Origin of the sequence: Streptomyces sp. NPDC058964 (assembly GCF_042741275.1) — a bacterium.
Taxonomy (GTDB): domain Bacteria; phylum Actinomycetota; class Actinomycetes; order Streptomycetales; family Streptomycetaceae; genus Streptomyces.
The window spans coordinates 6,168-19,227 of record NZ_JBHYKH010000130.1; the positions used below are offsets into that span (position 1 = coordinate 6,168).

Sequence of the window (13,060 nt, forward strand, 5' to 3'; positions counted from 1 at the left end):
GGGGGCGGGGCGGCGGGCGGGCGCGCGCCCGGGGGGGCGGGGGCGCGGGCGCCGCCCAACTCCCTACAGCGCGGCCGCCGGGCCGCCCGCGTCCCCCCGGCCCTCGCGGTCACGGCGGAGCACCCACGCCTCGTCGATCTCGTACACGTCGGCCGAGCGGCCGGAGCCCAGCAGTCTCCCCGTTGTCGTCATGGCGTGACCTTAACCACAGAGCCCGGCCACTCTGTCCGGAGCGTGTGCATCCTGCTCACGGCCACCACCCAGCCCTCCGGTTACGGGCCGGTAGAGTGACCGCGTCGTCATCACACCCGTACGGGGGGAAGCCGGTGCAATTCCGGCGCTGACCCGCAACCGTGAACCGCCGCAAGGGCGGTGAGCCGGACTGCCCCGCACTGGACGTTGACCGGCTCACGCGCGCAGGCACCCGCCCGCGCACGGCACCGTCGAGGTATACGGAGCCGAGCCGCCCGGGGTGTCCCGTGCTGCCCGGCTCCCCACAGGGAGAGGCACCCGCCGACCATGAACGTACGCCGCAGCGCCGCGGTGCTGGGAGCCGTCGCCGTGATCGGCACGGCCACGCCCGCCATCGCCGCAGACCCGTCTGCATCCGCGTCCCCGTCGACGGCACGCCCGTCCGGGCTGTACGGCAGTTCGGACCCCAAGTACGACGGTGTCTGGCGCCAGTCGCTGGCGATGATCGCCCAGCGCGCGGTGGGTGTGACGCCCTCCGGAAAGGCCGTGGACTGGCTGGCCGAGCAGCAGTGCTCCAACGGCGCCTTCGCCGCCTTCCGCGCCGACACCTCGAAGCCCTGCGAGGGCACCGCGGTGTTCGACACCAACGCCACGGCCGCCGCCGCGCAGGCCCTGGTGGCGGTCGGCGACCACTACGGCCAGGCCCGCGAGGCGGTGGAGTGGCTGAAGGGCCAGCAGAACAAGGACGGCGGCTGGGGTTACGCCCCGGAAAGGCCCAGCGACACCAACTCCACCGGCGTCGTCGTCGGCGCGCTCACGGCGGTCGGCGACGACCCCGCCGTGCTGCGCTCGTTCGGGAAGACCCCGTACGACCTGCTGGCCAAGTGGTCCATAGCCTGCGACGAGGACGGCGGCGGCGCGCTCGCCTACCAGCCGGACAAGAAGGGCGGGCTGGCGGCGAACGCGGACGCGACGGCGGCCGGCGTGCTGGGCGCGCTCGGCAAGGGGTTCGTGACGACGACGGGCAAGGCTCCGGCGGCCGCCCCCGAGTGCTCCGCCTCCGGCAAGGCGCTCGAGCCGAAGGACGTGGCGCGCAACGGTGCCGCGTACCTGACCGCCGAGATGCACCGCACCGGCGACCACCTGATGTCCGCGCTCCCCGGCGCCAAGGATCAGCCCGACTACGGCAACACCGCCGACGCGGTCGTCGCGCTCGCCGCGCAGGGCTGGACCGAGCAGGCGAAGAAGCCGTACGCCTGGCTGGAGAAGAACTCCGGCGCGTGGGTGAAGCAGAGCGGACCCGCGGCCTACGCCGAACTGATCCTGGCCGCGCACGCGATGGGCGAGGACCCGCGGAACTTCGCCGGTACGGACCTCGTGCGGGCGCTCGACGCGACCGGCCCCGCCCCGCAGACGGTCAAGAAGCCCACCGGACACCAGGCCGAAGAGCCCGGCAAGTCCGACTCGGGCCACGGCGTCTGGTGGATCGTCGGCACCGGTCTGGTCGCCGGCATCGGCATCGGCTTCCTCCTCAGCGGCCGCCGGAAGCGGCAGCAGCCGTGACCGCCGTCCGCCGTGCCGTACCGGTGTTCCTGGCCGCGCTCCTCCTGTGGGGGACCGCGGGCCAGGCTGAGGCCGTCGGCTACCGCTACTGGTCCTTCTGGGAGCGCGACGGCGGCCGCTGGACGTACGCCACCCAGGGACCGTCGACGGCCCGCCCCGCCGACGGGGACGTCCAGGGCTTCCGCTTCGCGGTGAGCGAGGACTCCGCCGACGCGACCCGGCCGCGCGGCACGGCGGACTTCGGCACCATCTGCGCCGGCACCCCCGCCGCCGAGGGGAAGAAGCGGGTGGCGCTGGTCGTCGACTTCGGTACGACGACGGACGCCCCGTCGGGCGAGACCCCGCCCGCCCGGCGGACGGCCTGCGCCCGGGTGTCCCCCGACGCGACGACGGCCGAGGCCCTGGCAGCGGTCGCCAAGCCCCTCCGCTACGACACGAACGCCCTGCTGTGCGCCATCTCCGGATATCCGGCGAAGGGGTGCGGGGAGCAGGTGAGCACGCAGAAGGACGAAACGGAGAAGGCGGGGAAGGGAGATAAGGGAGAGAGGGGAGAGAAGGGGGAGAAGGCGGCCGGGAAGCCGAAGGCCTCGGACCACGGGCCGTCGCTGGGTCTGCTGGCCGGGGCGGGCCTGGTCGTACTGCTGGGAGCGGCGGCGCTGTGGCAGGCACGACGTCGTGCCTGACGTGCCGGCGCGGGCGAGCGTCCCCACCTTCCGGCAGCGGCACCGGAGCAGCGTTCATCCCGGCGCCTGGTGGCTGTGGGCCCTCGGCCTCGGCACCGCCGCCACCCGCACGACCAACCCCCTCCTCCTCGGCCTCCTCGTGGCCGCGTCCGGCTACGTGGTCGCCACCCACCGCACCGCAGCCCCCTGGTCCCGCTCGTACACCGCCTTCGTCAAGCTCGCCCTCGCGGTCCTCGTCGTCCGGCTGGTCTTCGCGGTGCTCCTCGGATCCCCCATCCCCGGCACGCGGGTGATCGTCACACTCCCTGAAGTCCCGCTCCCCCACTGGGCGCAGGGCATCCGGCTCGGCGGCCCGGTGACCGCGGAGGCGCTCGTCTTCGCGCTTTACGACGGCCTGAAGCTGGCCACGCTCCTCATCTGCGTGGGCGCGGCGAATGCCCTCGCCAACCCGGCCCGCCTTCTGAAGTCCCTTCCGGGCGCGCTGTACGAGATGGGCGTGGCGGTGGTCGTCGCGCTCACCTTCGCCCCGAACCTGATCGCCGACGTCCAGCGCCTGCGCGCCGCCCGCCGGCTGCGCGGCCGCCCGGACCGGGGCATCCGCGGCCTGCTGCACGTGGGACTGCCGGTGCTGGAGGGCGCGCTGGAGCGGTCGGTCGCGCTGGCCGCCGCGATGGACGCCCGTGGCTACGGCCGCACCGCCGACGTCCCCGCGCCGGTCCGGCGCACCACCACCGCCCTCACCCTCGGCGGCCTGCTGGGCGTCTGCGCGGGAACGTACGGGCTGCTCACCGCCGAGGGCGGCGCGTACGGGCTGCCCGTCCTGCTCGCCGGAGTCGCCGCCGCACTGGCGGGTCTGCGCCTCGGCGGCCGCCGCACCCTGCGTACCCGGTACCGCCCCGACCCCTGGGACCCGCGCGCCTGGCTGGTCGCGGGATCCGGCGCCGCGGTCGCCGCACTGCTCGCCCTGGCCTCCGCGAGCGACCCCGACGCACTGCACCCCGGGGTCGTGCCGCTCACCGCGCCCGCCCTCCCGCTGTGGCCGGCGGCCGCCGTACTCCTCGCCCTGCTCCCCGCCTTCGTCGTCCCGAAGGAGCCGTCGTGATCCGCTTCGAGGAAGTCTCCGTGACGTACGAGGGGGCGGCCGGGCCCACCGTCCAGGGCGTCGACTTCGAGGTCCCGGAGGGCGAGCTCGTGCTGCTCGTCGGTCCGTCCGGGGTCGGCAAGTCCACCGTGCTCGGCGCGGTCGGGGGACTCGTCCCCCACTTCACCGGGGGCACCCTGCGCGGTCGTGTCACGGTCGCCGGCCGGGACACCCGTACCCACAAACCGCGTGAACTCGCCGACGTCGTCGGCACGGTGGGCCAGGATCCGCTCGCCCACTTCGTGACGGACACGGTCGAGGACGAACTCGCCTACGGGATGGAGTCCCTGGGTCTCGCCCCGGACGTCATGCGGCGCCGCGTCGAGGAGACGCTCGACCTGCTCGGTCTCGCCGACCTGCGCGACCGGCCCATCGCCACGCTCTCCGGCGGGCAGCGGCAGCGCGTCGCCATCGGCTCCGTCCTCACCCCGCATCCCGCGGTCCTCGTCCTCGACGAGCCGACGTCGGCGCTGGACCCGGCGGCCGCGGAGGAGGTCCTCGCCGTTCTGCAGCGCCTCGTGCACGACCTCGGTACGACGGTCCTCATGGCCGAGCACCGGCTGGAGCGGGTGATCCAGTACGCCGACCGGGTCGTCCTGCTGCCCGCCCCCGGTGCCGCCCCGATGCTGGGCACCCCGGCCGAGGTGATGGCCGTCTCGCCGGTGTACCCGCCGGTGGTGGACCTCGGCCGGCTGGCCGGCTGGTCCCCGCTGCCGCTGACCGTGCGCGACGCCCGCCGCCGGGCCGGCGAGCTGCGCGAACGGCTCGGCGGCCGGGAGGCGGCGCGCCCGGCGCCGGCGGTCACCGCCTCGCCCTCGCCCCGCGTGCCCGCGCCCCGCCGCTTCCTGCGCAGGCGCACTCCCGACACCGCGCCCCCGAGGGTCGCCGAGGTCCGTTCCCTCGCCGTCCGCAGGGCCCGGGTCGACGCCCTGCGGCAGGTGGACCTCGGCTTCGCCCCGGGCGAGACGGTCGCCCTGATGGGACGCAACGGCGCGGGGAAGTCCACGCTGCTGAACACCCTGGTCGGGCTCGTCGAGCCGTCCGCAGGGTCGGTCCTGGTCGGTGGTGCGGTCCCCCACCGCACGGCGCCCCGCGACCTGGTGCGGCACGTCGGCCTGGTCCCGCAGGAGCCGCGCGATCTGCTCTACGCCGACACGGTCGCCGCCGAGTGCGCGGCCGCCGACCGGGACGCGCAGGCCGAACCGGGCACCTGCCGGGCGCTGGTCTCCGATCTCCTGCCCGGCATCGGTGACGGCACCCATCCCCGGGACCTGTCCGAGGGCCAGCGGCTGGCGCTCGCCCTCGCCGTCGTGCTGACCGCCCGTCCTCCCCTGCTCCTGCTGGACGAGCCGACCCGTGGTCTGGACTACGCGGCGAAGGCCCGCCTGGTCACCGCGCTGCGCGGGCTCGCCGCCGAGGGGCACGCGATCGTGCTGGCCACCCACGACGTGGAACTCGCCGCCGAGATCGCCCACCGGGTGGTGCTCCTCGCGGAGGGGGAGGTCATCGCCGACGGCCCGACGGCCGACATCGTCGTCTCGTCACCGTCCTTCGCCCCGCAGGTCACCAAGATCCTGGCCCCGCAGCAGTGGCTCACGACCGCACAGGTACGGGAGGCCCTGGCATGACCGCGCTCCCCCCTCCCGGGCCGAACGACCGGGGCCACGCCCACGAGACCCCCGACCCCGCGCCCGACGACCAGGGCCGCACCCCCAGGCACCCCCACCCCACACCCGACGACCAGGCCCCCGGCCCCGAGCTCTCACGTCCCGCACCCGGCGGTCACGGGCGGGCCCATGAGGCCCCCCAGGTCACGGGCGGCGGCGGACCCGTCTCCAGCGGCAGCCGGACTGGCCGGCCCGGCGGTCCCGGATCCGAGCCCCGGCCCACGTCCCGGCCGCAGCCGCAGGCCCGCCCCGTCCGCCTGGGGCCCCGCTCCGTCGCCGCCCTCGTGCTGGTCAGTGCCGTCGGGGTGGTCGCCTTCGGGTGGCCGTTCCTCGCCCCGCCCACCTCGCAGATCGCCGCGCACGCGCAGGACGCGCCCTGGCTCTTCGCGGGGCTGCTCGTCCTTCTCGTCGCCGTCGTGGGCGCGACGATCTCCGAGTCGGGACTCGGGCCCAAGGCGGTCGCCATGCTGGGCGTGCTGGCCGCGACCGGGGCGGCACTGCGGCCGATCGGCGCGGGCACCGCCGGTATCGAGCCCATGTTCTTCCTGATGGTGCTCAGCGGGCGGGTCCTCGGCCCGGGATTCGGATTCGCCCTCGGCTCGATCACCATGTTCGCGTCGGCGCTGCTCACCGGCGGGGTGGGCCCGTGGATGCCGTTCCAGATGCTCGCCATGGGGTGGTTCACGATGGGTGCCGGGCTGCTCCCGGGGCCCGACCGGCTGCGCGGCCGCGGTGAGCTCGCGCTGCTCTCCCTCTACGGCTTCCTCGCCGCCTTCGCCTACGGCACGGTCATGAACCTCGCGGGCTGGCCCTTCACGGGCGCCCTGGCCTCGGGCATCGCCTTCGACCCGCACGCCGGGGTCCCCGCGAACCTGGCCCGTTTCGTCGCGTACTGCCTGGCCACCTCGCTCGGCTGGGACCTGGGCCGGGCCCTGTGCACCGTCGTACTGACCCTCGCGCTGGGCCCGACCCTCCTGCGCGCGCTGCGCCGGGCCACCCGCCGGGCCGCCTTCGAGACCGCGGTCACATTCACCCCGCCCACCCGGTGACCCCAGCGTGAGGGCGCGGGTGCGGTCCGTCGCCGGGCCGGTGAAGCACCCCACATGACCCAGGTCACCTACGATCCACGACCGTAGGACGACTTGTCCGATATGTCCGACAGTGCACCCCCTCTGACCTGCACTTTGAGAGCCACGCCACACAAGCGACCTTTGCCTTCGTTTCGGCCACAACTAGTAAAAGGGGTCATTGCGGACGGGTTTCGGGCCTGGTTCTCTGGACGACGTCGCAAGGCGCCACGAACCCCCGGGATCGCGGCGCCGACGTACGGCCCGACCGCGCATCGCACGGTGACGGCATACGGCGACTCCTTGTCCCCGACGAAGAGGTTTTCTGTGTCCGTCTCCTTCATCCGCCGCATCGCTTCCCCGAAGAAGGCCCTCACCGCCGCCGCTCTGGCCGCCGCCATGACCGGCATGGTGCTGACCTCGGCTCCCGCCCAGGCCGCCACCACCGCCTCGCCTTCCTCCGCCCAGGCGATCGCGCACAAGATGATTCCGGACGCCGCGCAGTACAACGCTTTCAGCAAGATCGTCGAGCACGAGAGCGGCTGGAACATCGCGGCCACCAACGCTTCCTCCGGTGCCTACGGCCTGGTCCAGGCCCTGCCCGGCTCCAAGATGGCGTCCGCCGGCGCCGACTGGAAGACCAACCCCGCCACCCAGATCAAGTGGGGTCTGGACTACATGAACTCCCGCTACGGCAGCCCGGTCGGCGCCTGGAACTTCTGGCAGGCCAACCACTGGTACTGAGCCGCCCCAGGCCGTACCGACCCGCCTCTCCGCCGAAAACCGGCGCGCGATTCCCGGCAGCGCCACGACGTACGGCCCCGGACAGCCGACGTCCCCCATACCGCACCCGACACCCACGCCCCGGCCCCGCGCGGGTGTCGGCGCCTGTGCGGGGCGTCGGAGCGGGGGCCCCCGGATTGCCATGGCCCCCCCCAGCCCCACCGGTTGCGCGGAGGATCCATGACGACGGACTCGACGGACCCGGCGGACGCGAGTGGCCCACCGGCGCCCGACCCCGAGGCGCGCGGAGTTCGTCTGCTGGTGGTGCTGCTGGTACTGACCGTGGTGAGCGGTCTGATCGACGCGGTGAGCTTCCTGGGCCTCGGACGTGTCTTCACGGCCAACATGACCGGCAACGTGGTGGTGCTGGGCTTCGCGGCGGCCGGCGCGGCGGGCTTCTCGGTCGCACACACGGTGACCTCGCTGTTCTGCTTCCTGGCGGGCGCGACGGCCGGCGGCCGGATGGCGGTGCGTTTCGAGGGCCGCTCCCGGCGGACCTGGGCCCGGACGACGCTGGCCGTGGAGGCGGTGCTGGTCGGCGCGTCGGCCGTGTGGGCCTTGGCCGCGCCGGGCCGGAACGGCACGACGTACGCGCTCATCGCCCTCACCGCCTTCGCGATGGGGCTGCGCAACGCGACCGTGCGCAAGCTGGGGGTGCCCGACCTGACGACAACGGTCCTGACCATGACCCTGACCGGCCTGGCCGCCGATTCCCCGCTGGTCGGCAGCGGCCGGGGCCGGGCCGTCCGCCGCGTCTGCGCGGTCCTCGCCATGCTGCTGGGCGCCACGCTCGGCGCGTGGCTGGTGGTCCACCACAACCTGTGGATTCCCCTGCTCGTCGCGGCACTGGCGTCGGGCGTACTGGCGGTGGTGGCGTCGGGGCGGGAGTGAGGTCCGGTGCGGGGGCTACTTCGTGCCGTCCCGGCGCGATCCCGCGTCGACCAGTCCCGGCGAGGAGGACGTCCGGGCTTCCGTCTGCGCCCGCGCCCGGTCACGGAACCACGCGACCGTACCCACCAGCACGGCGGCCCCGGCGCCGAACAGGGGCAGCCACAAGGTCGTCGTGGAGGCCAGGCAGTCGGCGACCGCCTGGCGGCTCTGGGCCGACCGCGCGTACGCCAGGGCGGCGGCGTCACGGCCGACCAGGTCGGCCAGCGCGGCCGTCGCCCGGACGGCCTCGTACCTGCCCAGCAACTCGCACCCGCTGCGCGTGCCCGACATCGGGAACAGCCAGGCCCAGCGCTGCAGCATCGGGGCCAGCACGATCGCCACGCACAGGCCGACGACCAGCGAGTACGCGACCAGACCGCGCATGTATGCCGATCGGACGCCGGGCGTCCACACCGGCCGTCGCTGAAAGGCGAAGAACACCGCGAGGAGCGTCACCCCGATGAACATGGCGAACCACTGCCAGGAACCCTGCGCGAACGCGAACGCCAGCACAGCGGCGAGCCCGATGCCGATGACCCCGGCCTGACCGGCGGCGTCCTCACCTGTTCCGCCCGATGACGGTCTTCGGGTTCCGCTCGGGCTGTGGTCGTTCACGGGCCTCTCCTGCGAGGGGGAAGGCATCAGCATCCGCCGTGCGGCGCCGCGGACCCCGGAGCCATGCCGGACGGGTCGGGCGCCCCGCTCGGATGGGGGACCGTGCAACCCCGGGCGGCCCTGGTTCCGTGCAGGACACGGGAGAGGCGGGCCCGGGCCGCCTTTCGGATCCGGCGCAGGGGCGTCCGGCCGTGTGAGACGAGGGAGAGCGTGAGCGATCATCCCCGCGAGACGGACTTCCGCACCTGGGTGGTGGAGCATCGAGCACGTCTGCGTACGACGGCCTTTCTGCTCTGCGGTGACTGGTATCTCGCCGATGACCTCGTCCAGGACGCGCTCGGCCGGCTCTACTCCAGGTGGGGCAGGGTGGTGGCGGGGGGTGATCCGCGCGCTTACGTCCGCCGGATCCTGTGCAACCTCCACACGGACTACCGGCGTCGACCGGCCAGACGCGAGGTCAGCGAGGCGGACGTGGCCACCTTGCGCTCGCACCCGCACACCAGCATGGAGGAGCGCGACGACGAGCTGATCGCCGCCCTGCTGACGGTCCCGTCCGGTCAGCGGACCGTGCTCGTCCTGCGCTTCTTCGAGGATCTCTCCGTCGAGCAGACCGCGGCCGTGCTCAGGACGAGTCCCGGCAACGTCAAGAGCCAGACGAGCCGTGGTCTGGAGGCTCTGCGCACCGCGCTGCGGACGCGTCGGACCGAGACCGCGCGACCGACCAGGACCGAAGGAGCGTCGTGAACCCCGACCGGACGCCGGAAGAACTCGCCGCGCGCATCGCGTCCCTCAGTGTCCGTGCTCCCGCCGACCGCATCGACGTCGACGAGGCGGTCCGCGCGGGAAGGAGGCGGCGGCGGGGCCGACGGCTCGCCGTGGCCGGGGTGTTCGCCTGTGTGGTGGCCCTCGCCGTTTCGGTGGCCGTCGTGACGCGGGCGGCCCACGACACGGGCGACACCGCGGCCGGTCCCGTCTTCGATGCCGCGGCCGTCACTCCCGAGGACCTCCGCGGGCGGTGGATCGCGGTACGGGTCGACGGTCACGACGTCTCGGCGTGGCGCGACCTCAGCGGCATCCCGGCGAACATCGTCATCGGCGCCGACGGAAAGCCGAACGCCTGGCAGGTGAACAATCCCTGCGGCCCGATGACCGGCGGCGGCTTCACTATGGGAGCGGACGGCTCGTTCACCGCCCCGCATCCGCCACGCCGGTTCCAGCCCTGCCCGATGCTCCGGACGCAGGCCCCCGACCTCGCGGACGCGGTCGCGCGTACCGCCCACGTCACCGTGGACACCCCGGGCGACCCGGCCGCCCGGACGCTGCGGTTCCTGGACACCCGGAAACGGCTCGTCGCCGTGTGGCGCGAGGACACCACGACCGGCTCGCGCGCCTCCATGACTTCCCTGTGCGAGAAGGCACTCGGGCGCGGGTACGCCTCCGACGGCACCTTCACCACCGTCGAACGGATCCGCGCGAAGCGCCTGGCCGCGACGGACGCCGGACCCGACGACATACTGCCGGACGTTCCCGACGGCATGGTCGCCGTCCACTGCCCGGCCACCGGGACGGGTTCGCGCGTCGTGTACGCGGTCACGGCCGACGGCCACAAGGTGAGGCTGCGCCGGACCGGGTGACCGGCCACGTCCGGGTGCGGCCCGGCTGGAAGTCTCGGGGGAGGCAGGAACGGGGCGCAGGGACGGGGGTTGCTCCTGCCTCCCTCGGGACGGGCCGGCGGCGCCGGGAGCCGTCGGCCCGGGTCGAGGGGTCAGTCCGTGGTGACCTGGAGTTCCTTGATGCCGTTGATCCAGGCGGAGCGCAGCCTGCGGGGGTCCCCGGACAGCCGCAGGCCCGGCATCGCGTCGGCTATGGCGTTGAAGATGAGGTCGATCTCCAGGACCGCGAGGGACTTGCCCAGGCAGTAGTGCGGGCCTCCGCCGCCGAAGCCGAGGTGGGGATTGGGGTCGCGGGTGATGTCGAAGGCGTCGGGGTTCTCGAAGACCTCGGGGTCATGGTTGGCGGAGGCGTAGAAGAGGCCGACCCGGTCGCCCTTGCGGATGAGTCTGCCGCCCAGCTCCGTGTCCTGGGTGGCCGTGCGCTGGAAGGAGTTGACCGGAGTGGCCCAGCGGACGACCTCCTCGGCGGTGGTCGACGGACGCTCGCGCTTGTAGAGCTCCCACTGCTCGGGGTGGGTCAGGAAGGCGTGCATGCCGTGGGTGGTCGCGTTGCGGGTGGTCTCGTTGCCCGCCACCGCCAGCATCAGCACGAAGAACCCGAACTCGTCCGAGTTGAGGTTGCCCTCGTTCTCGGCCGCCACCAGCGTCGAGACGATGTCGTGGGCCGGGCACTGCTTGCGCTCGGCGGCCATGTTCATCGCGTAGGCGATGATCTCGGTGGCCGACTCGGCGCCGACCTCCTCGGTGATCGCGTACTCCGGATCGTCGTACGCGATCATCTTGTTGGACCAGTCGAAGATCTTGGCCCGGTCCTCCTGCGGGACGCCGATCAGCTCGGCGATGGCCTGGAGCGGCAGTTCGCAGGCGACCTGGGTGACGAAGTCGAACGGGCCGGACTGGGCCAGGGCGCCCCGGACTATCGCGTGGGCGCGGGCACGCAGCCGGTCCTCCAGGGCCCGGATGGCTCTTGGCGTGAAACCTCGCTGCACTATCTGCCGGACCCTGGTGTGCTCCGGAGGGTCCATGTTGAGCAGGATCAGCCGCTGGGCGTCGATCGCGTCGCGCTCGATGTGCTCGCCGAAGCGGATGATCGCGGTGTTCAGACAGGAGGAGAAGATCTCCGGGTGCGTGGAGACGTACTTGACGTCCGCGTGCCGGGTCACGGCCCAGTAGCCGTCGTCCGCGAACCCGGCCAGGCCGTGCGGCTGCGGGATCCAGCGGACCGGTTCGGCCCGGCGCAGTTCGGCGAACTCCGGAAGGGGGACGCGCTGGTGCAGCAGATCGGGGTCGGTGAAGTCGAACCCGTCGGGCAGCGCGGGGCAGGACGGCATCGGCGGCTCCCGTCGTTCTGACGGACCATCAGGAATTGAGGTTGCCGCGAAGGTAGTAACGGGTTCTACAAGTCGCAAGACATCCGGCACGGCCAATTGCGTGCGAGATTCGTGCAGATCGCAACTTCGGAGGATGCACGACCCTTGCGGCAATGGACGCTGTGTCAGCAGACTTCAGACAGAACTAGAACGCGTACTAGTTCTGCGTGGCGGGCCGGGCCGGGACGCCCCTGCGCCGCGCGGGTTGACCGAGGAAGGACCTCCCCCATGGCCGCGGAACCCGTGATCGTCGAAGCCGTACGCACCCCCATCGGCAGGCGCGGCGGCGCGCTCGCCAATCTCCATCCCGCCTATCTCCTGGGCGAGACGTACCGTGAACTCCTCGGCCGCGCCGGCATCCCCGCCGACTGCGTCGAGCAGATCGTCGGCGGAACGGTGACCCATGCCGGCGAGCAGTCCATGAACCCCGCGCGTACGGCCTGGCTGACCATGGGGCTGCCGTACGAGACCGCCGCGACGACCGTCGACTGCCAGTGCGGCTCCTCCCAGCAGGCCTCGCACATGGTCGCCAACATGGTCGCGGCCGGGGTCATCGACGTCGGGATCAGCTGCGGGGTCGAGGCGATGTCCCGCGTGCCCCTGGGGTCCGGCTCCAAGCACGGGCCGGGCAAGCCCTTCCCCGACGAGTGGAACGTCGACCTGCCCAATCAGTTCGAGGCGGCCGAGCGCATCGCCAGGCACCGGGGCCTGACCCGGGAGAACGTCGACTCCCTCGGTCTCCTCTCGCAGGAACGGGCCGCCGTCGCCTGGTCGGAGGAGCGGTTCAAGAAGGAGACGTTCGCGGTCCAGGTGCCCACCACGGAGGAGGAGCAGCATGCCGGACAGGGCATGTGGCGGCTCGTCGACAAGGACGAGGGGCTGCGGGACACCTCGCTGGAGGCGCTGGCCGGCCTGAAGCCGGTAATGCCGACCGCGGTGCACACGGCGGGCAACTCGTCCCAGATCTCGGACGGCGCCGCAGCCATCATGTGGGCGTCGAAGCGGATGGCGCGGGCGCTGAAGCTGCGGCCCCGGGCGCGGATCGTCGCCCAGGCCCTCGTGGGCGCCGACCCGCACTTCCACCTGGACGGGCCGATCGACGCGACGAAGGCCGTGCTGGGCAAGGCGGGCATGTCCCTGAAGGACATCGACCTCGTCGAGATCAACGAGGCCTTCGCGTCGGTGGTGCTGAGCTGGGCCCAGGTCTTCGAGCAGGACCTGACGAAGGTCAACGTCAACGGCGGTGCGATCGCTCTCGGGCACCCGGTCGGCGCGACCGGGGCCCGGCTGATCACCACCGCGCTCCATGAACTGGAGCGCGCCGACAAGGAGTTCGCGCTCATCACGATGTGCGCGGGCGGCGGACTGGCCACCGG

At 73.1% G+C, this 13,060-nt stretch carries 13 protein-coding genes and 1 riboswitch; of the genes, 10 read left to right on the top strand and 3 right to left on the bottom strand.

What is annotated here, in order from left to right:
• Window positions 1-63 precede the first annotated feature (63 nt).
• Window positions 64-192: a hypothetical protein gene (locus ACFW2E_RS18200; protein WP_384467526.1), complete on the bottom strand. Its 129-nt coding sequence runs from the start codon at window positions 190-192 to the stop codon at window positions 64-66.
• A 77-nt stretch (window positions 193-269) separates the two neighbouring features.
• A riboswitch (cobalamin riboswitch) is annotated at window positions 270-409 on the top strand.
• A gap of 110 nt (window positions 410-519) precedes the next feature.
• Between ACFW2E_RS18200 and ACFW2E_RS18205 the strand changes: the two genes are divergently transcribed.
• The 7 genes from ACFW2E_RS18205 to ACFW2E_RS18235 all read left to right on the top strand — a co-directional run bounded on the left by ACFW2E_RS18205 (window position 520) and on the right by ACFW2E_RS18235 (window position 7,987).
• Window positions 520-1,755 (top strand): prenyltransferase/squalene oxidase repeat-containing protein, encoded by a 1,236-nt coding sequence (locus ACFW2E_RS18205; protein ID WP_384467528.1) that lies wholly within the window; start codon window positions 520-522, stop codon window positions 1,753-1,755.
• Window positions 1,752-2,438, top strand: coding sequence for an SCO2322 family protein (locus ACFW2E_RS18210; protein ID WP_384467530.1), 687 nt, complete (start codon window positions 1,752-1,754; stop codon window positions 2,436-2,438). Before ACFW2E_RS18205 ends, ACFW2E_RS18210 begins: the two co-directional genes overlap by 4 nt.
• Before the next feature lies 1 nt (window position 2,439).
• Window positions 2,440-3,540, top strand: a complete 1,101-nt coding sequence (locus ACFW2E_RS18215; protein WP_384467548.1) for an energy-coupling factor transporter transmembrane component T — start codon at window positions 2,440-2,442, stop codon at window positions 3,538-3,540.
• Window positions 3,537-5,207 carry an ABC transporter ATP-binding protein gene (locus ACFW2E_RS18220; protein ID WP_384467532.1) on the top strand — a complete coding sequence of 557 codons (1,671 nt, stop codon included), beginning with the start codon at window positions 3,537-3,539 and terminating at the stop codon, window positions 5,205-5,207. Before ACFW2E_RS18215 ends, ACFW2E_RS18220 begins: the two co-directional genes overlap by 4 nt.
• Before the next feature lie 296 nt (window positions 5,208-5,503).
• Window positions 5,504-6,295, top strand: coding sequence for an ECF transporter S component (locus ACFW2E_RS18225; RefSeq protein WP_384467550.1), 792 nt, complete (start codon window positions 5,504-5,506; stop codon window positions 6,293-6,295).
• Window positions 6,296-6,640: 345 nt separating this feature from the next.
• On the top strand, window positions 6,641-7,057 hold the full coding sequence (locus ACFW2E_RS18230; protein ID WP_384467534.1) for a transglycosylase SLT domain-containing protein: 417 nt from the start codon (window positions 6,641-6,643) through the stop codon (window positions 7,055-7,057).
• A 219-nt stretch (window positions 7,058-7,276) separates the two neighbouring features.
• Window positions 7,277-7,987 carry a YoaK family protein gene (locus tag ACFW2E_RS18235; protein ID WP_384467536.1) on the top strand — a complete coding sequence of 237 codons (711 nt, stop codon included), beginning with the start codon at window positions 7,277-7,279 and terminating at the stop codon, window positions 7,985-7,987.
• Window positions 7,988-8,002: 15 nt separating this feature from the next.
• Here the strand turns inward: ACFW2E_RS18235 and ACFW2E_RS18240 are convergent, their stop codons facing one another.
• Window positions 8,003-8,641 carry a hypothetical protein gene (locus ACFW2E_RS18240; RefSeq protein WP_384467538.1) on the bottom strand — a complete coding sequence of 213 codons (639 nt, stop codon included), beginning with the start codon at window positions 8,639-8,641 and terminating at the stop codon, window positions 8,003-8,005.
• Between the two features lie 210 nt (window positions 8,642-8,851).
• Here ACFW2E_RS18240 and ACFW2E_RS18245 point away from each other — a divergent pair, with 210 nt between their 5' ends.
• The gene (locus tag ACFW2E_RS18245; protein WP_384467540.1) at window positions 8,852-9,385 is read left to right on the top strand and encodes a SigE family RNA polymerase sigma factor; all 534 of its coding nucleotides are present in this window, start codon (window positions 8,852-8,854) and stop codon (window positions 9,383-9,385) included.
• Complete coding sequence (locus tag ACFW2E_RS18250; RefSeq protein WP_384467542.1) at window positions 9,382-10,275, top strand: hypothetical protein; 894 nt, start codon at window positions 9,382-9,384, stop codon at window positions 10,273-10,275. Before ACFW2E_RS18245 ends, ACFW2E_RS18250 begins: the two co-directional genes overlap by 4 nt.
• Before the next feature lie 131 nt (window positions 10,276-10,406).
• Here ACFW2E_RS18250 and ACFW2E_RS18255 read toward each other — a convergent pair whose 3' ends face one another.
• Window positions 10,407-11,645 (bottom strand): cytochrome P450, encoded by a 1,239-nt coding sequence (locus tag ACFW2E_RS18255; protein WP_384467544.1) that lies wholly within the window; start codon window positions 11,643-11,645, stop codon window positions 10,407-10,409.
• 267 nt (window positions 11,646-11,912) lie between these two features.
• On the opposite strand from ACFW2E_RS18255, the gene ACFW2E_RS18260 reads away from it, so the two are divergent.
• A partial coding sequence (locus tag ACFW2E_RS18260) for a steroid 3-ketoacyl-CoA thiolase (RefSeq protein WP_384467546.1) occupies window positions 11,913-13,060 on the top strand: 1,148 nt, incomplete at its 3' end.

What these genes read in the sequence shown, in the direction of transcription:
- ACFW2E_RS18200 (WP_384467526.1), bottom strand. Translation starts at nt 192, where the DNA reads ATGACGACAACGGGGAGACTGCTGGGCTCCGGCCGCTCGGCCGACGTG.
- ACFW2E_RS18205 (WP_384467528.1), top strand. Translation starts at nt 520, where the DNA reads ATGAACGTACGCCGCAGCGCCGCGGTGCTGGGAGCCGTCGCCGTGATC.
- ACFW2E_RS18235 (WP_384467536.1), top strand. Translation starts at nt 7,277, where the DNA reads ATGACGACGGACTCGACGGACCCGGCGGACGCGAGTGGCCCACCGGCG.
- ACFW2E_RS18255 (WP_384467544.1), bottom strand. Translation starts at nt 11,645, where the DNA reads ATGCCGTCCTGCCCCGCGCTGCCCGACGGGTTCGACTTCACCGACCCC.